25 protein-coding genes are annotated in these 22,364 nt (G+C 65.7%); 18 read left to right on the top strand and 7 right to left on the bottom strand.

The features are described 5' to 3' along the window. Positions 1-9 precede the first annotated feature (9 nt). Positions 10-1,050, bottom strand: coding sequence for an AraC family transcriptional regulator (locus tag GN330_RS09185; RefSeq protein ID WP_343040485.1), 1,041 nt, complete (start codon positions 1,048-1,050; stop codon positions 10-12). 256 nt (positions 1,051-1,306) lie between these two features. On the opposite strand from GN330_RS09185, the gene trpB reads away from it, so the two are divergent. From trpB to trpA, 4 genes are read left to right on the top strand one after another with little or no spacing between them, the layout of a single operon-like run. Beyond that, a complete protein-coding gene (gene trpB, locus GN330_RS09190; protein ID WP_156712381.1) occupies positions 1,307-2,533 on the top strand; it encodes a tryptophan synthase subunit beta in 1,227 nt (408 codons plus the stop codon). A 31-nt stretch (positions 2,534-2,564) separates the two neighbouring features. Next, entirely contained in the window at positions 2,565-2,804 is a 240-nt protein-coding gene (locus GN330_RS09195; protein WP_156712382.1) for a hypothetical protein, read from the top strand. After that, positions 2,794-3,141, top strand: a complete 348-nt coding sequence (gene cutA, locus GN330_RS09200; protein WP_156712383.1) for a divalent-cation tolerance protein CutA — start codon at positions 2,794-2,796, stop codon at positions 3,139-3,141. The genes GN330_RS09195 and cutA overlap by 11 nt, the downstream gene beginning before the upstream one ends. Next, on the top strand, positions 3,138-3,968 hold the full coding sequence (gene trpA / locus GN330_RS09205) for a tryptophan synthase subunit alpha (protein ID WP_156712384.1): 831 nt from the start codon (positions 3,138-3,140) through the stop codon (positions 3,966-3,968). Before cutA ends, trpA begins: the two co-directional genes overlap by 4 nt. 34 nt (positions 3,969-4,002) lie before the next feature. Here trpA and hemN read toward each other — a convergent pair whose 3' ends face one another. Beyond that, positions 4,003-5,352 carry an oxygen-independent coproporphyrinogen III oxidase gene (hemN, locus tag GN330_RS09210; RefSeq protein WP_156712385.1) on the bottom strand — a complete coding sequence of 450 codons (1,350 nt, stop codon included), beginning with the start codon at positions 5,350-5,352 and terminating at the stop codon, positions 4,003-4,005. A gap of 181 nt (positions 5,353-5,533) precedes the next feature. On the opposite strand from hemN, the gene GN330_RS09215 reads away from it, so the two are divergent. Next, the gene (locus GN330_RS09215; protein ID WP_156712386.1) at positions 5,534-6,262 is read left to right on the top strand and encodes a Crp/Fnr family transcriptional regulator; all 729 of its coding nucleotides are present in this window, start codon (positions 5,534-5,536) and stop codon (positions 6,260-6,262) included. Positions 6,263-6,302: 40 nt separating this feature from the next. On the opposite strand, the gene GN330_RS09220 is transcribed toward GN330_RS09215, so the two are convergent. Continuing rightward, positions 6,303-6,773 carry a hemerythrin domain-containing protein gene (locus GN330_RS09220; protein ID WP_156712387.1) on the bottom strand — a complete coding sequence of 157 codons (471 nt, stop codon included), beginning with the start codon at positions 6,771-6,773 and terminating at the stop codon, positions 6,303-6,305. A 184-nt stretch (positions 6,774-6,957) separates the two neighbouring features. Between GN330_RS09220 and ccoN the strand changes: the two genes are divergently transcribed. The 8 genes from ccoN (at position 6,958) to ccoS (ending at position 15,099) form a co-directional block, all read left to right on the top strand. Then, the gene (gene ccoN / locus GN330_RS09225) at positions 6,958-8,574 is read left to right on the top strand and encodes a cytochrome-c oxidase, cbb3-type subunit I (RefSeq protein ID WP_156712388.1); all 1,617 of its coding nucleotides are present in this window, start codon (positions 6,958-6,960) and stop codon (positions 8,572-8,574) included. Positions 8,575-8,587: 13 nt separating this feature from the next. After that, positions 8,588-9,319 carry a cytochrome-c oxidase, cbb3-type subunit II gene (gene ccoO / locus GN330_RS09230; RefSeq protein ID WP_156712389.1) on the top strand — a complete coding sequence of 244 codons (732 nt, stop codon included), beginning with the start codon at positions 8,588-8,590 and terminating at the stop codon, positions 9,317-9,319. Then, on the top strand, positions 9,319-9,480 hold the full coding sequence (locus tag GN330_RS09235) for a cbb3-type cytochrome oxidase subunit 3 (protein ID WP_156712390.1): 162 nt from the start codon (positions 9,319-9,321) through the stop codon (positions 9,478-9,480). Before ccoO ends, GN330_RS09235 begins: the two co-directional genes overlap by 1 nt. A 3-nt stretch (positions 9,481-9,483) precedes the next feature. Beyond that, on the top strand, positions 9,484-10,344 hold the full coding sequence (ccoP, locus tag GN330_RS09240; RefSeq protein WP_156712391.1) for a cytochrome-c oxidase, cbb3-type subunit III: 861 nt from the start codon (positions 9,484-9,486) through the stop codon (positions 10,342-10,344). A gap of 222 nt (positions 10,345-10,566) precedes the next feature. Continuing rightward, complete coding sequence (gene ccoG / locus GN330_RS09245; protein ID WP_156712392.1) at positions 10,567-12,123, top strand: cytochrome c oxidase accessory protein CcoG; 1,557 nt, start codon at positions 10,567-10,569, stop codon at positions 12,121-12,123. Then, the gene (locus GN330_RS09250; RefSeq protein ID WP_156712393.1) at positions 12,123-12,620 is read left to right on the top strand and encodes a FixH family protein; all 498 of its coding nucleotides are present in this window, start codon (positions 12,123-12,125) and stop codon (positions 12,618-12,620) included. The genes ccoG and GN330_RS09250 overlap by 1 nt, the downstream gene beginning before the upstream one ends. Continuing rightward, complete coding sequence (locus tag GN330_RS09255; RefSeq protein WP_156712394.1) at positions 12,617-14,905, top strand: heavy metal translocating P-type ATPase; 2,289 nt, start codon at positions 12,617-12,619, stop codon at positions 14,903-14,905. The genes GN330_RS09250 and GN330_RS09255 overlap by 4 nt, the downstream gene beginning before the upstream one ends. Then, the gene (gene ccoS, locus GN330_RS09260) at positions 14,902-15,099 is read left to right on the top strand and encodes a cbb3-type cytochrome oxidase assembly protein CcoS (protein ID WP_156712395.1); all 198 of its coding nucleotides are present in this window, start codon (positions 14,902-14,904) and stop codon (positions 15,097-15,099) included. Before GN330_RS09255 ends, ccoS begins: the two co-directional genes overlap by 4 nt. A gap of 60 nt (positions 15,100-15,159) precedes the next feature. On the opposite strand, the gene GN330_RS09265 is transcribed toward ccoS, so the two are convergent. The 3 genes from GN330_RS09265 to GN330_RS09275 all read right to left on the bottom strand — a co-directional run bounded on the left by GN330_RS09265 (position 15,160) and on the right by GN330_RS09275 (position 17,704). Then, on the bottom strand, positions 15,160-16,131 hold the full coding sequence (locus GN330_RS09265; protein ID WP_156712396.1) for an alpha/beta hydrolase: 972 nt from the start codon (positions 16,129-16,131) through the stop codon (positions 15,160-15,162). An 82-nt stretch (positions 16,132-16,213) separates the two neighbouring features. After that, the gene (locus GN330_RS09270) at positions 16,214-17,014 is read right to left on the bottom strand and encodes an SDR family NAD(P)-dependent oxidoreductase (protein ID WP_156712397.1); all 801 of its coding nucleotides are present in this window, start codon (positions 17,012-17,014) and stop codon (positions 16,214-16,216) included. Positions 17,015-17,059: 45 nt separating this feature from the next. Beyond that, a complete protein-coding gene (locus GN330_RS09275) occupies positions 17,060-17,704 on the bottom strand; it encodes a ChrR family anti-sigma-E factor (RefSeq protein WP_156712398.1) in 645 nt (214 codons plus the stop codon). 272 nt (positions 17,705-17,976) lie between these two features. Between GN330_RS09275 and GN330_RS09280 the strand changes: the two genes are divergently transcribed. Then, a complete protein-coding gene (locus GN330_RS09280) occupies positions 17,977-19,011 on the top strand; it encodes a cysteine synthase A (RefSeq protein ID WP_156712399.1) in 1,035 nt (344 codons plus the stop codon). Next, a complete protein-coding gene (locus tag GN330_RS09285; protein WP_156712400.1) occupies positions 19,011-19,754 on the top strand; it encodes an alanyl-tRNA editing protein in 744 nt (247 codons plus the stop codon). The genes GN330_RS09280 and GN330_RS09285 overlap by 1 nt, the downstream gene beginning before the upstream one ends. 58 nt (positions 19,755-19,812) lie before the next feature. On the opposite strand, the gene GN330_RS09290 is transcribed toward GN330_RS09285, so the two are convergent. Next, positions 19,813-19,962 (bottom strand): hypothetical protein, encoded by a 150-nt coding sequence (locus GN330_RS09290; protein ID WP_156712401.1) that lies wholly within the window; start codon positions 19,960-19,962, stop codon positions 19,813-19,815. Between the two features lie 282 nt (positions 19,963-20,244). On the opposite strand from GN330_RS09290, the gene sseA reads away from it, so the two are divergent. The 3 genes from sseA (at position 20,245) to GN330_RS09305 (ending at position 22,172) form a co-directional block, all read left to right on the top strand. After that, positions 20,245-21,096, top strand: a complete 852-nt coding sequence (gene sseA / locus GN330_RS09295) for a 3-mercaptopyruvate sulfurtransferase (RefSeq protein ID WP_156712402.1) — start codon at positions 20,245-20,247, stop codon at positions 21,094-21,096. 2 nt (positions 21,097-21,098) lie between these two features. Then, the gene (locus GN330_RS09300; protein ID WP_156712403.1) at positions 21,099-21,626 is read left to right on the top strand and encodes a GNAT family N-acetyltransferase; all 528 of its coding nucleotides are present in this window, start codon (positions 21,099-21,101) and stop codon (positions 21,624-21,626) included. A gap of 75 nt (positions 21,627-21,701) precedes the next feature. After that, complete coding sequence (locus GN330_RS09305; protein ID WP_156712404.1) at positions 21,702-22,172, top strand: DUF1203 domain-containing protein; 471 nt, start codon at positions 21,702-21,704, stop codon at positions 22,170-22,172. Positions 22,173-22,364 lie beyond the last annotated feature (192 nt).

A 22,364-nucleotide genomic window follows, 5' to 3' on the forward strand; every position in this document is an offset into this window, starting at 1 on the left:
GCGCTGCGCCTATTGATGCGTTTCCGGCGCCTGGCCGGGATCGGCGAAGCGGCGGTAATCGGCCGGAAAGACGCCGTGCGCCTGCCTGAACAGGGCGGCGAAACGCCCGGCATTGGCATAGCCGACACAGCGTGCGATTTCGGCCACCGGCAGGTCGGAACGTGTCAGAAGCGCACAGGCGCGGTCCATGCGGCGCGCCGTCAGATATTGGTGCGGGCTGTGGCCGGCAAAACGACGCATATCGGTGGTGAGCGTGCGCTGGGAAACGCCGATCCGGCGGGCGAGATCGCCGACGGTCAGCGCGAGCATGGCCGGATCGTCGAGCAGGGCGCGGAACCGGTGCACGCAACGGGGAACCGGCCCACGGAGCAAGGGCACCGCGGTTTCGGCGACCTCGTAGGGAATGTGGGCAAAAACCGTCTCCAGCACCGCCTGGACGATCGGCCCGGCCGGCAGGGCGGCTGTGCCGTGGCGGTCCGCCTCGATCTGTTCGCCGACGAGCAGGCCGAGCAGACGGGCGATGCGGCGCCCGGCCTGCGTGTCGAGGTCGATTTCCGGCGCGAAGACCGGCGTGCCGGCCGCCGCGTCTCCGACATGGTCGCGAAAGGCCCGTTCGACCACGCCGCGCTCGATGCGCAGCATCAACTGGGTGGTCCCGGCGCGCCAGTTGGAATGAATGGCGGGACCGGGCGACAGGATCAGGCCGCGCCCGATTTCCGACCGTACGCGCCGACGCCCGAAATCGACACACACTCCGCCCGAGAGCGGGAACTCCAGCATGTAGAATTGCTCGAAAATGCCGGCCTCGATGACGACTTCGGGGCCGTAGCGCAAAAGGTTCAGCGTCGCGCCGCCGAACTCGACGGCGTGGTGGCGGAAATCGATCGGATGACGTCCGCCGCCGGGCAGAGACAGATCGTGCGGACGGTAACGCATCGACATGGCGCTGACAGCCTCGGCGATGTCGCCCGAATGCAGGCCGGGGAGAGTGCCGAGCCGGTGCGAGGCTTCCTGGAGTTCGGGCGCTGTCATGGCGGCGAGGATAGGCACGCGGACGGGCTGTGTCCACAATCGGACGCGTTCGCGCACCCTCCGGGAGCAGGTTTTCCCGCGCCGCAGGCCGGGCCCCCGATAGGGACAAGTCGAATGCGACGCATATATGCCGACATGGCTGCATTGGCGATTCTTCGTGAGAAAAACATCCGGTTGGCCGTGCGGCGGATGTTTGACTTGTCACTATATGTCGTGCGCACATAGCGCGACACAGACCGTTTCGGCCCCACCGCCGCGTCAAGGATACCGCCCAATGACCATCAGCGCCGCCCCCAGCTTGAATTCGTTCCGCGCCGGACCCGACGAAGCCGGAATGTTCGGCATTTTCGGCGGGCGGTTCGTCGCCGAGACGCTGATGCCGCTGATCCTCGACCTGCAGGACCATTGGCAGCGCGCGCGCGCCGATGCCGATTTTCAGGCCGAGCTGGATCACTTGAACCGACATTATACCGGCCGGCCGAGCCCGCTCTATTTCGCCGAGCGGCTGACAGAGCATCTCGGCGGGGCGAAAATCTATTTCAAGCGCGACGAGCTCAACCATACCGGCTCGCACAAGATCAACAATTGCCTCGGTCAGATCCTGCTTGCAAAACGCATGGGCAAGACCCGCATCATCGCCGAGACCGGCGCTGGCCAGCACGGCGTGGCGACGGCGACGGTCGCGGCGCGGTTCGGGCTCGACTGCGTCGTCTATATGGGCGCGACCGATGTCGAGCGGCAGGCGCCGAACGTTTTCCGCATGAAGCTGCTCGGCGCGGAGGTGCGCCCGGTGCACTCGGGACACGGTACTCTCAAAGATTCGATGAACGAGGCGCTGCGTGACTGGGTAACGAATGTTGAGGACACCTATTACCTGATCGGCACGGCTGCCGGGCCGCATCCCTATCCGGAGCTGGTGCGCGAGTTCCAATCGGTGATCGGCCGCGAGGCGCGCGAGCAGATCATGGCCGCCGAAGGCCGCCTGCCGGATCTACTGGTCGCCGCGGTCGGCGGCGGATCGAACGCGATCGGGCTGTTCCATCCGTTCCTCGACGATCCCGACGTCGGCATGGTCGGCGTGGAGGCCGGCGGCAGGGGGCTGTCGGGCGAGGAGCATTGCGCCTCGCTGACGGCGGGCCGGCCCGGCGTCCTGCATGGCAACCGGACCTATCTGCTGCAGGACGATGACGGTCAGATCAAGGACGGGCATTCGATCTCGGCCGGGCTCGACTATCCCGGCATCGGCCCCGAGCATTCCTGGCTGAAGGAATCGGGGCGCGTGGATTATGTGCCGATCATGGACGACGAGGCGCTGGAGGCCTTCCAATTGCTGACCCGGCTGGAGGGCATCATCCCGGCGCTGGAGCCGGCGCATGCGCTGGCCGAGGTGGTCAAGCGGGCGCCGGCGATGGATCGCGAGGCGATCATCGTGATGAATCTGTGCGGGCGCGGCGACAAGGATATTTTCACCGTCGCCAAGATGCTCGGCCTGGAGATGTGAAGACAAGCCAGCCCAGGGGAGGCGGATCGGCATGTTCGAGATCTATCGGTCAAGGCAGAACCGGCACCATTATGTCGCGATACGGGCGGACGACATGGGCGAGAACGCGCGCGGCATCCGCGAAAGCGGCAATTTGGCGTTCATGACCAGGATCGCCGACGACGACCGGCCGCGCATCGCCTTCGACGCCGACGAAGCGAAAGGCCGGATCGAACGCGACGGCTTTTACGCCTTCGCCGTCACCATCGAGGTGCGCGAACATGCCGAGTGAGGCCGGCTCGTTCGGCAATGCCGTCGTCGAATATCACGTCACGTTCGGCAATGCCGGGCAGGCACGGACGCTGGCACGCGCCGTGCTCGAAGCGCGGCTTGCCGCCTGCGCCAACATTTTTGCCGGCGTGCGCTCGCTCTACTGGTGGCAGGGCGAAATCGCCGAGGAGAACGAGGTGTCCGTCCTGTTCAAGACGAGCACGGCGCGCGCCGAGGCCCTGGCAACCTTCATCGCCGAGCGCCATCCCTATGACACGCCGGCCATCATCCGCCACGACGGCGGCAGCGCCAACGCCGCGTTTGCGCGCTGGATCGAAGAGGAAACGACACCATCATGACATCGACGCGCATCGACCGCCGCATGGCGGCGCTGAAGGAGCAAGGCCGTCCGGCCCTGGTCACCTACATGATGGGAGGCGATCCAGACTATGATAGCGCGCTGGCGGTGATGAAGGCGCTGCCGCCAGCCGGCGCCGACATCATCGAACTCGGCATGCCGTTTTCCGATCCTATGGCTGACGGCCCGGCGATCCAGGCCGCGGGGCTGCGCGCGCTCAAGGGCGGCCAGACGCTGAAGAAGACGCTCGCCATGGCTAAGGATTTCCGCGCCGCCGACGACGACACGCCGATCGTGTTGATGGGCTACTACAACCCGATCTACAGCTACGGCGTCGAGGGCTTCCTGGAGGACGCGAAGGCGGCCGGCATCGACGGGCTGATCGTGGTCGACCTGCCGCCGGAAATGGACGCCGAATTGTGCGTACCGGCGCTGGAGGCGGGGCTCAACTTCATCCGGCTCGCAACCCCGACCACCGACGACAAGCGCCTGCCGACCGTGCTGCAGAACACGTCCGGTTTCGTCTACTACGTCTCCATGACGGGCATTACCGGCTCGGCCCTGCCCGATACGAGCCGGGTCGGCGAGGCCGTGGGGCGCATCAAGGCGCACACGCCGCTGCCGGTCTGCGTCGGCTTCGGGGTCAAGTCGCCCGAACAGGCCGCCGCGATCGCGGCGGCGGCAGACGGCGTGGTGGTGGGCACAGCGATCGTCAACATCATCGCTGCCACGCTCGATGCGGACGGCCAGCGCGAGGGGGACCCGGCCGCTGCCGTTTCGGCATTTGTCGCAAGCCTCAAGACGGCGATGATCGAGGCGCGGGCCTGATCGGTCTGGCACGCGTCGGTTTCGGTGAGCCGGCCTATATGGCCGCCGAATGGCGTTTGGCGCCGACATCGAGATAGCGGTCGAAGCGCGCGGCGAGCGTGCGCACCAGCGGCCGCGCCTCCGGCCGGACGACGAAATCGCTGTCGCGGCGCTCAAGCATCGCCTCGGCGCCTTCGCCGGCGATGCGTTCAGCTTCCACGACGATTTCGTGGCCATGCGCGCCGAACAAATCCTCGGCCTGGCGCGCGGAAAAGCTGAAATCGCACATCAGCCTTTCGATCACCCAGGAGCGGGCGCGATCGTCGTTGGAAAAGGCGATCCCACGGCAGGTGGCAAGCTCACCGGCGGCGGCCAGCCGTTCATATTGGGCCGTGGCCGGCGTGTTTTGCAGATAGCCTTGCGGCAGCCGACTGATCGAGGACGGGCCGAGCCCGATCAACGTCGCGCAATCGTCCTCGGTGTAGCCCTGGAAATTGCGGTGCAGACGGCCCTGGCGCGCGGCGACGGCCAAGGGGTCGCCCGGCAGGGCGAAATGGTCGAAGCCGATCGCCTGATAGCCGGCCGCCTCGATCAGGGCGCGGGCTTTCTGGAACTGCGCCAGGCGTCCGGCGCCGTCGGGAAGCGCTGCCTCGTCGATCATGGTCTGGTGTTTCTTGAACCATGGCACATGGGCATAGCCGAACAGCGCGACCCGATCGGGCGCCAGCGACAACGCCTGACCGATCGTCGCCGTCAGGCTTTCGAGGGTCTGGTGCGGCAGGCCGTAAAGCAGATCGAGATTGACCGAGCGCGCGCCGTGCCGGCGGGACTTGTCGACCACGGTTCCGGTCAGCGCGAAACTCTGCTCGCGATTGATCGCCTTTTGCACCCTGGGATCAAAATCCTGGACGCCGACGCTGGCGCGGCTCATGCCGATCGCCGCCATCGCCTCGAAGCGCGCATCGTCCATGTCGTTGGGGTCGATCTCGACACTGATCTCGGCGTCGGGGTCGAGGTGGAAGGCCGCGCGCAGCCGCTCGGTCAGCATGACGAGATCGGCCGGTTTGAGCATGGTCGGCGACCCGCCGCCGAAATGCAGCGCCTTGACCGAAACGCCCGAAGGCACCAATTGGCCGACCGTGGCGATCTCCCGGTGGAGCGCGCGCAGATAGGTTTGCACAGGCCCATAGCGCAGGGTCTGTTTGGTGTTGCAGGCGCAGAACCAGCACAGCCGGTCGCAATAGGGAATATGGACATAAAGCGAGATCGCCTCGTCCGCCGGCAGAGCGGCGATCCAGTCCGCCGCGGTCGTCTGGTCGATCCCGGCGTGGAAATGCGGCGCGGTCGGATAGCTGGTATAACGGGGCACCTGCTCGCCGGCGCGTGCGATGATATGCTCGCTCATGGGTCTCGTCTCCGATCGTCCGCAAGGTACTGGATCGGGAACAGCCATGCCGAGCCGGTTGCGTCGGCGCTTTGATGTCGATCAACTTTGACGGCAAAGCCGGAGGGCAACGACAAACTGACGCGGGATTTGCGGTGCCGCCGATGTTACATGGGGCGACGATCACGTTCGAGGCAGCGCCATGACAACGCGGAAAGACATCCACAATTCCGATATTCCAGTCCTGTGCCAGTCGTGTGAGGCACGTCATGGCGGTGTTTGCGCCGCGCTCGACAACCATCAATTGCAGGCGCTGTCGAAAGCGTCGTGGAAACGCAAGGTGGAGCCGGGCACCGAACTTGTCGGCGACGCCGAGGCGGTCGGTTCCTACTCCAATGTGCTTTCGGGCGTGGTCAAGCTGACCAAGGGGCTTTCCGACGGTCGCCAGCAGATCGTCGGGCTGCAGTTTGCACCCGATTTTCTCGGGCGCCCGTTCAAGGTGGAAAGCAGGCTGGGCGCGGAAGCGACCACGGACGTGACTTTATGCAGCTTTCCCAAGGCTGCGGTCGAGCGGATGATGAAGGAATCGCCCGGGCTCGAACACCGGCTGTTGCAGCAGACACTGGCCGAACTCGACGACGCGCGCGACTGGATGGTCACGCTTGGCCGCAAAACGGCCGGCGAGAAGGTGGCGAGCTTTCTGCTCCTGATCGCGCGCAATATCGACCCGGCGTCGCCGCCGCCGGCCGAAAAAACCACGTTCGACCTGCCGCTGACGCGGGCCGACATCGCCGACTTTCTTGGCCTGACGATCGAGACGGTCAGCCGGCAACTGACCAAGCTGCGGGCCGACGGGGTGATCACGATCGAAAACAACCGTCACGTCATAGTCGAAAGCCTGGAACGGCTCGAGCTGCGCTGCGGCGATTGAGCCGGAGCGCCGCTGGCGCGCGAAAACACAGAGGCCGGCCTTACCGGTCGAGTATCGGCAGGATGTGCGCGCGTTCGAAAGCGATGTGGCGGCGCATCGTTTCGAAAAGGCCGCGCAGCATGAAGCCGACCGCCTCGGCATTGTCTATTCCTCGGCCATGCCCGATGCCGAGCAGGGTGTCGGTGACCTCGTCGGCGAAACACTGGTCTTCGACATGCTCGGCCTTGAGACGCCGCAGGGTCTCCATGTCGGCATCGGACGAAACCGCCAGCGCCGCGGCGTAAGCGGGGAAGATATCCTTTTCCTCACAGGCATGAATCTGCCGGATCGCAGGCGCCAGTATATTGGCGATCCGCAGGCATTCCATGCGGTCGATATTGTCGGGCAGATTGTCGGCGATCCGCTCCAGGGCGTGACACAGATCGAGCTTGAAGCCGTGGGCGCGCCGCAACAGCACCGCCGGCGACAGTCCGTTGTGGAGTGGGAAGGGCGAGGAAAAGTTCCGATCCATCCTGCCTGACGCCAAGATCCGCATCACTGTCCGTTGTGTTTGCTCTTTCGCACACAGTGGTCGCAGCCGGTCCGACCGGCCTTGACACAGATCAAGGCGTCGGGACGCGCGCTGCGTGAAGAGGCATGTAGCGCATCGCCGGAGAGGGGATTCGCCGCTTGAGACCATTGTCAGGGGATTCACGATGAGACACGGCACCGCGATCGCAGGGATCGGCGTTATGACCTTTCTTGCCCTGATCGCAGCGGCTTTCGCGCGCGACGCGCAGTTCGCCGCGCATATGTGGGTTCTGTTTTTCGTCCTGCTCGGTTCGGCCGTGGTGCTTTTGCGCAATACCAGCTTCTCGCCGGCGGTTCCGGCCGTCGACGAACGCTCAGACTATATGGACGGGCCGATCCGCTATGGCTCGATCGCGACGCTGTTTTGGGGGATCGCGGGTTTTCTGGTCGGCGTGGTGGTCGCCCTCCAACTCGCCTTTCCCGACCTGAACGTCGAACCGTGGCTGAGTTTCGGGCGGCTGCGGCCCGTGCATACGTCGGCCGTGGTTTTTGCCTTCGGCGGCAACGCTCTGATCGCCACCTCGTTCTACGTCGTCCAGCGCACCTGCCGGGCGCGGCTGTTCGGTGGCGATCTCGCCTGGTTCGTGTTCTGGGGCTACCAGCTCTTCATCGTCATGGCCGCCACCGGCTATCTGCTCGGCATCACGCAAAGCCGCGAATATGCCGAGCCGGAATGGTATGTCGATCTGTGGCTGACCGTCGTGTGGGTCGCCTATCTGGTCGTGTTCCTCGGCACCATCTTCAAGCGCAAGGAACCGCATATCTATGTCGCCAACTGGTTCTACCTGTCCTTCATCGTGACGATCGCGATGCTGCACGTGGTCAACAATCTGGCGATCCCGGTCTCGGTTTTCGGCAGCAAGAGCTATTCGGCCTTCGCCGGCGTACAGGACGCGCTGACGCAATGGTGGTACGGCCACAACGCCGTCGGCTTCTTCCTGACGGCGGGCTTTCTGGGGATGATGTATTATTTCGTGCCCAAGCAGGTGAACCGGCCGGTCTATTCCTACCGGCTGTCGATCATCCATTTCTGGGCGCTGATCTTTCTCTATATCTGGGCGGGTCCGCACCATCTCCACTACACCGCGCTGCCCGACTGGGCGCAGACGCTCGGCATGGTGTTCTCGATCATGCTGTGGATGCCGTCCTGGGGCGGCATGATCAATGGGCTGATGACGCTGTCGGGCGCCTGGGACAAGCTCAGGACCGATCCGGTGCTGCGACTGATGGTGCTGGCGATCGCCTTCTACGGCATGTCGACCTTCGAGGGCCCGATGATGTCGATCAAAGCCGTCAATTCGCTGTCGCACTATACCGACTGGACGATCGGCCACGTGCATTCCGGCGCGCTCGGCTGGGTCGGCATGATCTCGTTCGCCGCGGTCTATTACATGGTGCCGAAGCTGTGGTACCGCGAGCGGCTCTATTCGCTCAGGCTGGTGACCTGGCACTTCTGGCTCGCCACGCTCGGCATCGTCGTCTACGCGGCGGTGATGTGGGTGTCGGGCATCCAGCAGGGCCTGATGTGGCGCGAGTACGACGATCAGGGCTTCCTGGTCTACTCGTTCGCCGAATCGGTCGCCGCGATGTTCCCCTATTACGTCGTCCGCGCCATGGGCGGCGCCCTCTACCTCGCCGGCGCGCTGGTGATGGTGTGGAACATCACCATGACGATCCTCGGCCGCCAGCGCGAGGAAGCACCGATCGGCGGGGCCGTACCCGCTCTCCAGCCGGCCGAATAAGGGAGCCCGCACGATGGGTTTGATGGACAAACACGAAATTATCGAAAAGAACGCCACGCTGCTTCTGGTCGGGTCGTTCCTTGTCGTCACGGTCGGCGGGATCGTCGAGATCGCACCGCTGTTCTACCTGGAAAACACCATCGAGAAGGTGGAGGGCATGCGGCCCTATTCGCCGCTCGAACTGGCGGGGCGCAACATCTATGTCCGCGAAGGCTGCTATACCTGCCATTCGCAGATGATCCGACCGTTCCGTGACGAGGTTGAGCGCTACGGGCATTACAGCCTGGCCGCGGAATCGATGTACGATCATCCCTTCCAGTGGGGATCGAAGCGCACCGGGCCGGATCTCGCCCGCGTCGGCGATCGCTATTCCAACGAGTGGCATGTCCAGCATCTGATCGAACCGCGCTCGGTGGTGCCGGAATCGGTCATGCCGAGCTACGCGTTTTTGAAGGAAACGCCGCTGCCGGTCGAAGACGTCGCCTACCATCTGCAGGCCAATCGCGGGGTCGGCGTTCCCTACAGCGACGAGATGATCGCCGAGGCCAAGGCCGACCTTCTCGCCCAGGCCGACCCGAACGCCGACACGTCGGGCGTCGAGGCGCGCTATCCGAAAGCCAAGCTCGGCGATTTCGACGGCAATCCGGCCGCGTTGACGGAGATGGACGCGCTTGTCGCCTATCTCCAGATGCTCGGCACGCTTGTCGACTTTTCCACCTATGACGAAGCTGCGGGATACCGGTGATGGAACGGTTCTTCAACTACGACACCTTGCGCGCCTTCGCCGACAGCTGGGGGCTGTTGTTTTTGATGCTCTTTTTCATCGGCGTCGTGCTGTTCGTCTTCCGTCCCGGTGGACGAAAGGCGGCCGAGCGCGCGGCGCAGATTCCGCTGAAGGATGACTGAGGCATGAGCAAGGACCATATCGACGAGGTGACCGGGATCGAAACCACCGGTCACGAGTGGGACGGCATCCGCGAACTCAACAATCCCTTGCCGCGCTGGTGGGTCTGGACCTTCTACGCCACCATAGTTTGGTCGATCGGCTATGTAATCGCCTATCCGGCCTGGCCTCTGATCTCGACGGCGACGACGGGGGTGCTGGGCTATTCGAGCCGACAGGATGTGCGTGCCGAGCTCGACGCGGCCGAGGCCGCCAAGGGCGGCTATGTCGAGGCCGTGTCCGGCAAGGACGTCGCCGATATCCTTGCTGACGAACAGTTGCGCTTGTTCGCGGTATCCGCCGGCGCGGCCGCATTCAAGGTCAATTGTGTGCAATGCCACGGCTCGGGCGCGCAGGGCTCGGCCGGCTATCCCAATCTCAACGATGACGAATGGCTGTGGGGCGGTTCGGTCGAGCAGATTCGCCTGACCATCGCCCACGGCATCCGCTTCGCCGGCGACGACGAGACACGGTTTTCGGAAATGCCGGCTTTCGACTATCTGGAGGCCAGCCAGATCACGGATGCGGCCAATTACGTCGTGTCGCTGTCGGGCGGGGCGGCCGATGGCGCGGCGGCGGAGCGCGGCCAGACGGTCTACGCCGAAAACTGCGCCGCTTGCCACGGCGACGGCGGCAAGGGCATGGCCGATCTCGGCGCGCCGGACCTGACGGATGCGATCTGGCTCTACGGATCGACGGTAGCAGACATCGCCAGCCAGATGCGTGCACCCAAGCACGGCGTGATGCCGGCCTGGGGGGAGCGGCTCGGCGATGTGACGGTCAAGGAACTGGCCGTCTACGTGCATTCGCTTGGCGGCGGCGAATAGGGCATGGCGGGAACCTCCCTATTCGTCCTGGGGCCGTCCGGGCGAAGGGGGTCCGGCTTCGTGCCGGGCCCCTCTTTTACCCTTAATCGGCCTTGTTGATCTGAATCAAGGTCGCTGCGTTATGGGCCGGGCATTTCGGTCGGGCCGCGGCCGGGCACGGACCGAGCAGTCCCGCCCTGTTCCGTGCCGAGTGGTCGCGGCGCGTCTACCCAGGAGGCGGCAATGCTGAATACGAGCGAAGTCGAACGCCACGAGGCGGAGGCTGTCAATTCGGCCAAGGTGCGCCAGCCGCTCTACGCCGCGCGCGAGAAAATCTTTCCCAAGCGGGCCAGCGGACAGTTCCGGCGCTTCAAATGGCTGGTGATGCTGGTCACGCTCGGCATCTATTATCTGACGCCCTGGCTGCGCTGGGACCGCGGGCCGCACGCGCCGGACCAAGCCGTGCTGATCGATCTCGCCAATCGCCGCTTTTACTTCCTTTTCATCGAAATCTGGCCGCAGGAGTTCATTTTCGTGGCCGGTCTGCTGGTGATGGCCGGTGTCGGCCTGTTCCTTATCACCTCGACGGTGGGGAGGGCTTGGTGCGGCTATACCTGTCCGCAGACGGTCTGGGTCGACCTGTTTCTCGTCGTGGAACGCTGGGTGGAGGGCGACCGCAACGCACGCATCAAGCTCGACAAAGCCGACTGGAGCGCCGGCAAAGTTGCAAAGCGGGTTGCAAAACATGCGATCTGGCTGGTGATCGCGGTGGCGACCGGCGGGGCGTGGATTTTCTATTTCGCCGATACGCCCGGCCTTCTGGTCGATCTCGGGCGCGGCGAGGCGGCGCCGGTGGCCTACATCACGGTCGCCGTGCTGACGGCTACGACCTATGTTTTCGGCGGGCTGATGCGCGAACAGGTATGCACCTATATGTGTCCCTGGCCGCGTATCCAGGCGGCCATGCTCGACGAAAACTCCCTCACCGTGACCTATAATGACTGGCGCGGCGAACCGCGCACGCGCGGTGTCAAGAAGGCGGCGGCGGCGGGCCAGTCCGTCGGCGACTGCGTTGATTGCAACGCCTGCGTGGCGGTGTGCCCGATGGGCATCGACATCCGCGACGGCCAGCAGCTCGAATGCATCACCTGCGCGCTGTGCATCGACGCCTGCGACGCGGTCATGGACAAGATTGGCAAGGAGCGCGGCCTGATCTCCTATGCAACTCTCGACGAATACAACGCCAACATGGCGCTCGCGACCGCCGGCGGCACCGCCGCTATCGATCCGGCGCGTGTGCGCGACCAAGGTGGCCGATTGTCGGACAAGGTCCGGCATTTCCGCCTGCGCCAGCTCTTCCGGGCGCGTACCTTCGTCTATTTCGGCATGTGGGGGCTGATCGGCATCGTCCTGCTTTACGCCCTGTTCTCGCGCGACCGGCTCGAGGTCAACGTGCTGCACGACCGCAATCCGCAATTCGTCACGCTCGCCGACGGCTCGATCCGCAACGGCTACACGGTCAAGCTGTTGAACATGATTCCCGAGCCGCGCGTGATCTTCCTGTCGCTCGAGGGATTGCCGGGCGCCACGATGACGGCGAACGGCATCGATCAGCCGGAGGGACGGTCCCTGGTGATTCCGGTTGAACCCGACCGGCTGCGGACGCTAAAAATCTTCGTGCGCCAGCCGCAGGACCTGATCGAGGGTACTGCGCAGCGCTTCCGTTTCGTCGCCGACGACAAGGCGAGTTTCGAAAGCGATGCCTACACCGCGACGTTCAATGCGCCGGAGGCGAGATGATGAAGATCAGTAAACGCGCCAAGGGCGAATTCACCGGCCGGCACATGTTCTTCATCATGCTTGCCTTTTTCGGAACCATCATCACCGTCAACCTGACCATGGCGACGTTTGCGAATCGGAGCTGGACCGGGTTGGTGGTCAAGAATTCCTATGTCGCCAGCCAGCAGTTCAACGACAAGGCCGCGCTGGCGCGGGCGCAAGATGCGCTGGGGTGGCGCGGCGAATTGACGATATCGGACGGGACGGTGGGATACCGGCTGACCGACCGGTCCGGCGATCCGGTGTCCGTCGAAGCGGTGCGCATGATCTTCCGCCGGCCGGTGTCTGAACAGGGCGACCGCGCGCTGGCGCTCGCCCGCGCCGGCACGGGCGTCTTTGCCGCAGCGATCGAAATCGCCGATGGCGGCTGGATCGTGGAAATCCTTTCCGATGTCGGTCAGGCCGATCCCTACCGCCAGGTCGAGCGGGTCCGCGTCGCCGGAGGCGAAATCAGATGAGTTGCTGCGCGCCGGGCGTCGAGGGGGCGGGGAACGACGGGGTTCCGGCCGGCCCGGGCCCGGAAGAATTGCGCCTGGCCAGCCGCGATCTCGGCGATGGCGCGCGCCAGAGCGACCTATCCGTGCCGGCGATCCATTGCGGCGGTTGCATCCATACGATCGAAACCGCGCTCGGCCGGCTCGACGGCGTGGAGGAGGCGCGCGTCAATCTGTCGACGAAGCGGGTAAGGGTGCGCTGGCGCGACGACACCCAGCCGGCGATCGTGGACACGCTCAACCGCCTCGGCTACGCCGCGCATCTGAGCGACGACGGCACGGCCGGCAAGGACAAGACCCTGTCGGAGCTGGTGCGCGCGCTGGCCGTCGCCGGCTTTGCGGCCGGCAACATCATGTTGTTGTCGGTTTCGGTCTGGTCGGGCGCGGACGGCGCGACGCGCGACCTGTTTCACTGGCTGTCGGCGCTGATCGCGATGCCGGCGCTGTTTTTCGCCGGCGGCATTTTTTACCGATCGGCATGGCAGGCGCTCAGACACGGGCGCATGAACATGGACGTGCCGATCGCGCTCGGCGTGTCGCTGGCCTACGGGCTCAGCCTCTACGAGACGATCAATCACGGCCAGCACGCCTATTTCGACGCCTCCGTATCGCTGCTGTTTTTCCTTCTGATCGGCCGCACGCTCGACCATGTGATGCGCGAACGCGCGCGCGTGGCCGTCAGCGGGCTGGCGCGGATGGCGCCCGGCGGGGCGACGGTGATCGGCGCCGACGGACAGGCGCGCTTCCTGCCGCTCGACGAGATCGAGCCCGGCATGCGGCTGCGGATCGCGGCCGGCGACCGGGTGCCGGTGGACGGACATATCCTGGAGGGACGGTCCGATGTCGACGTGTCGCTGGTGACCGGCGAGGGCGCGCCCCAGCCGATGGCGACGGGCGACGCGGTGCGGGCCGGCATGGTCAATCTGACCGGCTCGCTGCTGGTCGAGGCGACGGCGGCGGCGCGCGAGTCGTTCCTGGCCGAAATGGTGCGGCTGATGGAGGCGGCCGAGGGTGGCCGCGCGCGCTACCGGCGCATCGCCGACCGCGCCTCCGCGCTTTATTCGCCGCTGGTCCATCTCGCCGCGTTGGCGACCTTTGTCGGCTGGATGGCGGCGACCGGCGACTGGCACCGCGCGATCACGATCGCCATCGCCGTCCTGATCATCACCTGCCCTTGCGCGCTCGGCCTGGCGGTGCCGATCGTTCAGGTCGTCGCCGCGCGGCGGCTGTTCGAACGGGGCGTGATGGTCAAGGACGGCTCGGCGATGGAACGTCTGGCCGAAATCGACACGGTGGTGTTTGACAAGACCGGCACGCTGACCGTCGGTCGCCCGGTTGTCGCCGATATAGACCGCATCGACGCGGCGACCGCCGCGCATGTCGCCGCGCTTGCGGCCCATTCGCGCCATCCCGTCTCGCGCGCGCTGGCGCGGGCCTTCGACGATGCGCGGAACAAGGCGCCGGCTTTCAGCGATATCGTGGAAGTGCCGGGCCGCGGCATTAAGGGCCGGTCGGCCGGCAGTCTTTACCGGCTGGGCCGTGCGGGCTGGGCATGCAAGGGCGCCGACGCGGGGACGAGCGAGGACGCCGGCGATCCGGTGCTGGCGCGGGGCGGCACAATCCTGGCGCGGTTTGGCATGCGCGACCGGTTGCGCGCCGATGCCGGCGCAGCGCTCGCCGCCTTGCGGGACGACGGGCTCGAGATCGAACTGCTGAGTGGCGACACCGCCGCCAACGCCCAAACCGTGGCCGCCGAGGTCGGGATCGCGACCGTGCGCGCCGGCGTGCTGCCCGGCGACAAGGCCGAGAGGCTGGCGCGCCTGGCCGCCGACGGCCACAAGGCGCTGATGGTCGGCGACGGGCTCAACGACGCGCCGGCGCTGGCGGCGGCCCATGTCTCGATGGCCCCGGCGACGGCGGCCGATATCGGGCGCAACGCCGCCGATTTCGTGTTTCTGCACGACAGTCTCCAGGCGGTGCCGTTCGCGATCGCGATCGCGCGCCGGGCCGACCGGCTGGTGCGGCAGAATTTCGGGCTCGCCATCGCCTATAATGTGATCGCGGTGCCGATCGCGGTCGCCGGCTTCGTCACCCCGCTGATCGCGGCGGCGGCGATGTCCCTGTCTTCGCTGCTGGTGATCGCCAATGCGCTGCGGCTGCGGGGCGGCAAGGCCGCCGCAGCATCCTTCGTCGCGCCTTCGGGCCGGGCCCCGGCCGCTCTCCCGTCGGCCGGCGGCAAGACGGCATGATCAACCTCGCCATCCTGATACCGGTCGCGCTTTTTCTGGGCGTGGTCGGTCTTGCGGCCTTTTTGTGGTCGCTCAGGAGCGGGCAGTATGACGATCTCGACGGCGCCGCCGAACGCATCCTGCACGACGACGACGACGACGAGGAAAAACCCGCCGAGGAAAAACCCGGCAAGGACGGCGGGCCGCTGTCCTGATCCGCGCCGTGTCGCGCCTGGGAGACGCGGGACAAGCGGATCGTTCCGGGCAAGGAAACCCTATTCAGTGTGTGCGCGCACCCACTCGACGATCCAGTCGACGAACCGGTCATTATTGCCGGGCGACAGCGCGTCGCCGGCAATCACGTGATGGGACGGGTCGTCGCTGTGTTCGACCGTGCGCAGCTCGTGCAGCGCGCCCCACCGCTCGGCGATCTGCCGGGTGATGTCGGGCCGCACCACCTTGTCGTGATCGGAAAGGATGAACAGCGCCGGAGCCGTCGCTTTTTCCACCGGGGCCGCCGCGGCCAGTTCGACCGTCGCCGCCATTGGCAGCAGCGCTTCGGTGGGATAGCGCGTGGTCCAGAACCGGCCATGCGCTTCGTTGTGCGGCTCGAAACCGCGCTCGTCGCCGGCGACAAGCTTGGCGATCCGCAGGCCCCAGGGGCCCGCCAGCAGCCCGGCGCCGCCGGCCTGCACGCCGAAATTGGGCGAGATCAGCACATAGCCGGAAACGTCCTTAGCCAGTTCCGGCCGGGTCGCCGCCCAGGCGGCGATCGAGGCGCCGGTCGACACCGCGACGACGATGACGCGCTCGCCCAGCCGGCGGCCGACCGCCAGCGCCTCTGCATAGTCGTTCACCCACGCCTTGACGCTCGCCTCGGCCATCGCCGGGCCGTCACGGCCGTGGCCGGTCAGGCGGGTGAAGAACAGATTGGCGCCGAGCGTTGCGGCGACGCGGTTCGGCACCGGCCTGATCTCGTTCTTGGAGGCGGAAAACCCGTGCACGTAGACGATGGCGAGCGGCGTGCGGGCGCGCGAGGCGGGGAAAGCCCACACGATCTGCTTTTGCGCGTCGGGGCGCAGGTTGGGCACGCGCGCTTCCGTCTCAGCGAGCCAGGCTTCGACATCTTGGCCGATCGCGGCGGGGTCGAAACTGACGGTGGTGTCGCGCGCGACGCGTGGTCCCAAAAACCAGGCCGCCGCGCCCGCGGCGATCACAATCAGGACGATACCCACCATGCGCCGCATGCGCTCCTCCGTTTCCTTGCGGCCCGATCCATAGGACGGCTTGGCGGACCGCGCAATCGCTCGTGACCGGCGGGACGAACCGCTAACCTTTCGGCGAGCGCCGGTTCCACCCGGTGGCGCGGCGAACGACCGCGAAATAAGCGGGATAAGGCAACAGCGCGAGCAGTTTGAGCGCCCATGTGAAGCGGCGCGGGAAGGAAACCTCGAAGCCTCCTGTGCGCAAGCCGTCGCGGATGCGCCGCGCGGCGGCCTCGACGCTCATCAACGCCGGCATGGCGAAACGGTTCTGTTCGGTGAGCGGAGTCGCAACGAAGCCCGGATTGAAGACCTGGATGCGGATGTTGAGGAGATCGAAGTCGAATTTCAGCCCGGCGGCCATGGTGTTGAGGGCGGCCTTGGTCGCGCCGTATGCGGCGGCGCGCGGCAACCCGCCATAGCTGGAGGCCGAGCCGACAATGGCGACGTGGCCCCGGCCTCGGGACTTCATCTGCTCGACGACCGGTACGAGGCCGAACACCGTGCCGAACACATTGACGCCGAACGTGTCGACGAATTCACGTGTGCCCAGGGCCTCGCCGCGGGTGGGAAAATAGTCCCCGGCGTTGAAGACGGCGAGCGCGATCGGTCCGCAGTCGCGTTCGATCGCCGCCACAGTGGCCGTCATGGCGGCCTCGTCGGTGACATCGCAGGCGAAAGACCGGATGCTGCCGGCGAGCGGGCCGGCCTCGGCCGCAAGTTCGTCAAGTCGCTCCGCGCGCCGGGCGGTGACGGCAACGGCATAGCCGCCGCGGGCGAGTTCGAGCGCCAGGAGGCGGCCTATGCCGCTGCTTGCGCCCGTCACCCAGGCGACACCATCTTGCGGTCCGGCGCGATAAAGGGACATCGGAAACCTCGTCAGGTGCAATTGGGAATTTTCGACGCGGCGGCGTCAACCGCCGATAATGTCGATCAGCCTCCGGCCGAGCGGGCCGGTCAGGCGCAGCGGCGCGGCGGTGACCGCCAGGCCAATGCAGGGCCGGTCCTTTTCGATGACCGGGCGATGTTCGACGGTCTCGTCGGCGAACGCGATGTCGCCGCGGCCGTAGCGGCCGTTGACGTCGTTGAAGGCACCGTCCAGCACCAGGGTCAATTCCAGCCCGCCATGGGTGTGGGTTGGAATGGCACGGCCGGGACGGATCCAAAACAGGTTGATATGGCAGCCGTCGATTTGGCCGACATCATGCTCGCGGAAGCCGGGCATTTTGGTGCGCCAGGGCACGTCGGCGACGTCGAAGCCGACAAAATCGCGCAGGATGGGCGGAAACAGGCCGTTTTGTGTTGGTCCCGCGTTGGAACCATCGCCCGGATCGGCGCCGTCGAGGACCGAGGCGAGCCGTCGGTCCCGGTCGGAGAGTGCGATGGGGGGTGTTTCCGAAAGGCCAAGCCCGCCGAGGCGTTCCAGGTCGCCGGCGAAGGCGCGGTTGTCATTCTTGAGTTGCAGATGCGCGGCCACGAGCACATGCGCCGGCAGCGGCAGCGTGCCGGCAATGTGGCTCGCGATCAGCGAATCGACGGTCTGTGCGGCGGATGTCATGTGACCTCGAATGGCTGGCCGTCTCTAAAACCGGGTTTCGATCCGGTTTCCGGCGGCATTCTTGTGGCACATACGGGCGCGGGCTCCAACCGGATCAGCCGGACAGACCGACCATGTCATCACATCGGCGATCCAGAAAAATAATCGCGGTTTTGCCGGTTTCGGCAAAAAAACGCTTCTTGAAAGCCGCCCGCCGCCTGCTTAGACGTGAAAGCCGAAGAGTGTCGCGAGCCGATCCGGCGTGCGGCCGTCAGGCAGACGAAGGAAAAATCATGGACCGATCGGTGATCGATGCCATCGGAAACACGCCGCTGATCAGGCTGAAGCGTGCGTCTGAGGAGACCGGCTGCGAAATTCTCGGCAAGGCCGAATTCATGAATCCGGGCCAGTCGGTGAAAGACCGGGCCGGGCTGTTCATCATCCGCGACGCCGAGAAGCGGGGGCTGCTGCGGCCGGGCGGGCTGATCGTCGAGGGGACGGCCGGCAATACCGGCATCGGACTGACGCTGGTGGCCAGGGCGCTTGGCTACCGCACCGCGATCGTCATTCCCGAGACCCAGAGCCAGGAGAAGAAGGACGCCATCCGCGTCCTCGGCGCGGAGCTGATCGAGGTGCCGGCGGTTCCCTACAAGAACCCGAACAATTACGTCAAACTGTCCGCCCGGCTGGCCGAGCAGATGGCCAGGGTCGAGCCGAACGGTGCCATCTGGGCCAACCAGTTCGACAATGTCGCCAATCGCCAGGGCCATGTCGAAACGACGGCGGTCGAGATCTGGCAGCAGACCGTCGGCAAGGTGGATGGTTTCGTTGCCTCCGTCGGCAGCGGCGGCACGTTGGTCGGTGTCGCCGAGGGGCTGCGGGCGAACAACAAGGACGTGAAGATCGCGCTCGCCGACCCGATGGGGGCCGCGCTCTATTCCTTCTACACCGAGGGCGAACTGAAATCGGAAGGCTCCTCGATCACCGAAGGCATCGGCCAGGGCCGCATCACCGCCAATCTGGAAGGGTTCGCGCCCGATTTTTCCTACCGGGTCGCCGACGACGAGGCGCTCCAGATCATTTTCGATCTCGTGCGGGAAGAAGGCTTGTGCATGGGCGGTTCGACCGGCATCAACATCGCCGGCGCGGTTCGGCTCGCAAGGGAGCTCGGCCCCGGACACACCATCGTGACGGTGTTGTGCGACTACGGTACGCGCTATCAGTCGAAGCTGTTCAATCCGGACTTCCTGCGCGGCAAGGGGCTGCCGGTGCCCGATTGGATCGAAAAGACCAGCGACATAAGCGTGCCGTACGAGGAGGTGCCGTAATGGGCGATGCCACCGAGGCGCTGTTTCGCGAAGATGCCTATCTGTCGACCGCCGAAGGTATTGTCGCCGCGATCAACGAGCGTGGCGGCATCGTTCTCAATCGCACGAATTTCTATGCCACCTCGGGCGGCCAACCCGGCGACACTGGTTTTTTCGAGCGCGCCGACGGGGCGCGGATCACGATTGCCGGCACGATTACCGGCCAGACCAAGGAAGAGATCGTTCATCTGCCGGCACCGGACGCGGCCCGGCCGGAGATCGGCGAGACGCTCGTGCTGCACATCGATTGGGCGCGTCGCTACAAGCTGATGCGCATGCACACCGCCTGCCATCTCTTGAGCGTGGTGTGTCCTTATCCGATCACCGGCGCGGCGGTCGGCGAGGACGAATCGCGGGTTGATTTCGACCTGCCCGACGCCGGCGTGTCCAAGGAGGGCGTGACGGCCGATATGATGGCGCTGGTTGCGGCCAATCATCCGATCTTCACGCAATGGATCAGCGAGGCGGAACTCGCCGCCAATCCGGGCCTGGTGAAGTCGAAAAACGTCCGTCCGCCGGCGGGTTCGGGCCGTATCCGGCTGGTGTGCATCGGCGATGAGGCGGCGGTCGACAGCCAGCCCTGCGGCGGCACACATGTGTCGGAAACCCAGGAAGTGGGCGATATACATATCGGCAAGATCGAGAAAAAGGGCCGCGAAAACCGTCGCTTTCGCATCAGGTTCGGCGCGTTGCCGGCTATGTAGGGCGGTACTGGTACGCAGTTTCTGTCCGGCCTCGAAACCGAAATTCGAGATCGCGCGGTCAGGACGTTTGCGGCTCGCCCTTGGTGCGCTCGCATTCGTGGCCGCCGCTTCCCTCGGACGGCGGTGGCTGGTCGGCGGCGGCCAGGGCCGAACCGGCCACAGACCCGGAAAGCGACAGGACAAGCACGGCAAGGACGGCTCTACGCATGTCGGACCTCCTTTGGCGGGACTTGAAGGCTACCGCAGTGCCGGGCGAGGGGCAACCGACAAGCCAAGGCAGCCGCCACGCCGGCCGCGACGAACCGGCCGAGCGCGTCGTGTCCGGTTTGGGCCGGAACCGTTTGGGTGTCGAACGTGTTGTCCATTCCGGTGGCTCCGGTGAACAAAAGCTCGGAGCCATAAGGCTTGCGGCTTTTCGCGCGGTGGCAAAAATGCGACAGGAATGGATTGTGTTTCGCCACCGTCGGCGAATTTGGATCGGGTGATCGGGATGACCGACAAAAACGCTTTCTTCGTCACGACCGACTGGCTGGCCGAGCATCTGAACGAGCCCGGCCTGTCGATCGTCGATGCGTCCTGGTATCTGCCGGCTCAGGGGCGCGACGCACGCGCCGAATATGATGCCGGTCACATTCCCAGGGCGGTGTTTTTCGATCACGACCTGGTCGTCGATCCGGATTCGGACCTGCCGCACGCACTGCCGTCGCCGCGGACCTTTGCCACCTTCGCCGCTTCGATGGGCATTTCGGCCACCGACACGATCGTGGTCTATGACGGGCCGGGTCTGTTTTCCTCGGCCCGGGCGTGGTGGATGTTCCGCGTCATGGGCGCCAAGACGGTCCGTATCCTGGAAGGCGGGATCGACCGCTGGAAGGCGGAAGACCGGTTCGTGACCGCCAAGCCGACCAAGGTCGCCTCCTGCCTGTTCGAGACCGATTTCGACGAAAACCGGGTGGCTGCGCTGGACGACATGCGCCGGATCGTTGCCGGGGGAACGACCCAGGTCGCCGATGCGCGATCGCCGGGGCGTTTTGCCGGCAGCGAGCCGGAGCCGCGCAAAGGCATGCGCTCGGGCCATATGCCGGGCGCACGCAATGTGCCCGCGGCCTCCCTGGTCCAGGACGGCGCCCTGCTGCCGCCCGCCGCCTTGGCGCAGGCGTTCGAAAAGGCCGGTATCGATCTGTCGCGACCGGTGGTCACTTCGTGCGGTTCGGGCGTGACGGCCGCCGTGCTCGCGCTGGCGCTGGAGAGCCTCGGCCACACCGACACCCGGCTTTACGACGGTTCCTGGACGGAATGGGGCGGCCGCGACGACACGCCGGTCGAAACCGGTGCGCCGTAACCATGGCGCGGACGAAAACGCTCAAGGCGCGTATCACCCATCTCGAAATGACCACGCCGCCGGGCAAGCCGGTGTCGATGCCGCTCGGGGCGCGGCTCGCGATGATGCGCGTCAATTCAATCCCGCTGCATTTCTACCGCTATCTCTACGAGCAAGTCGGCAGGCCGCATCACTGGGCATTGCGCCGAGACTGTTCGGACGCCGCGCTCGCCGAGGCCGTGCATGGATCGACGACCGAAATCGAGGTGCTTTACGTCGACGGCGCGCCGGCCGGTTTTTTCGAACTCGACCTGTCCCGCCTCGCCGGCGAGGTCGAGATCCTCTATTTCGGGCTGATGCCGGACTTTCAGGGCAGGGGGCTCGCCCGCTTCTTCCTGTCGGGCGCTGTCGCCGCCGCCTGGGCACACGATCCCGACAAGGTCACGATCCATACAAACACGCTCGACAGTCCGCGCGCGCTGCAGCTTTACCAGAAGATGGGCTTCGCCGCGGTCTCGTGGTCGGAGGAGGAGGTCGAGCCCTGGAGTTGAGGGCTCGGCGGGAATCGGGTGGCGGACCGGCACGGTTGGCCTTAGCGCTAGACCTTCGATCCCAGGAGGTTGCCGATGCTCATTCGCTTTGTTGCCCTGCCCACCGATGAGGTCCGCGCGCTGCAGGCCGGCGGTTCCGACGCTTACGGGCATCTCCCGGAGCGGCGCATTTCCGACGGAACTGGCATACCGTGCCGCCACTGCCTGAAGACCGTCGGCAAAGGCGAAGCCTATCTGATCCTCGCCTACCGGCCGTTCCCCGATTTGCAGCCCTACGCCGAGACGGGACCGATCTTCCTGCACGCCGACCCATGCCGACGGGCGCCCGAGACCGACATCGTGCCTGCGATGTTCCAGGCCACGCCGAGCTATATCCTGCGGGGCTACGGTCCTGACGACCGCATCGTCTACGGTTCCGGCGGCGTCGTGCCGACGCACCGGATATGCACGCATGCGCATGAATTGCTGCAACGGCCCGAGATCGCCTATCTGCACATGCGCTCGGCCAGCAATAATTGTTATCAGGTGCGCGTGGAACGCGCCTGAGGCCGGCGTTTCGGCGGCCCGTTTCGAACGGCCCGGCGACCGAAACCCGCGGGCCAACGGGCGGCGCGGCGTGAGCCCGCCAGACCGGTCCGCACTGTGAGAGCCGTTGTACAAAGTTTCGCCGCGTTGCGGATTTCCGTCGGCGGATCGCGGAAAAAAGACATCGTTCGTGCGGCTCGAAGCGACGAATTC

Source organism: Nitratireductor arenosus (assembly GCF_009742725.1).
GTDB lineage: Bacteria > Pseudomonadota > Alphaproteobacteria > Rhizobiales > Rhizobiaceae > Mangrovimarina > Mangrovimarina arenosa.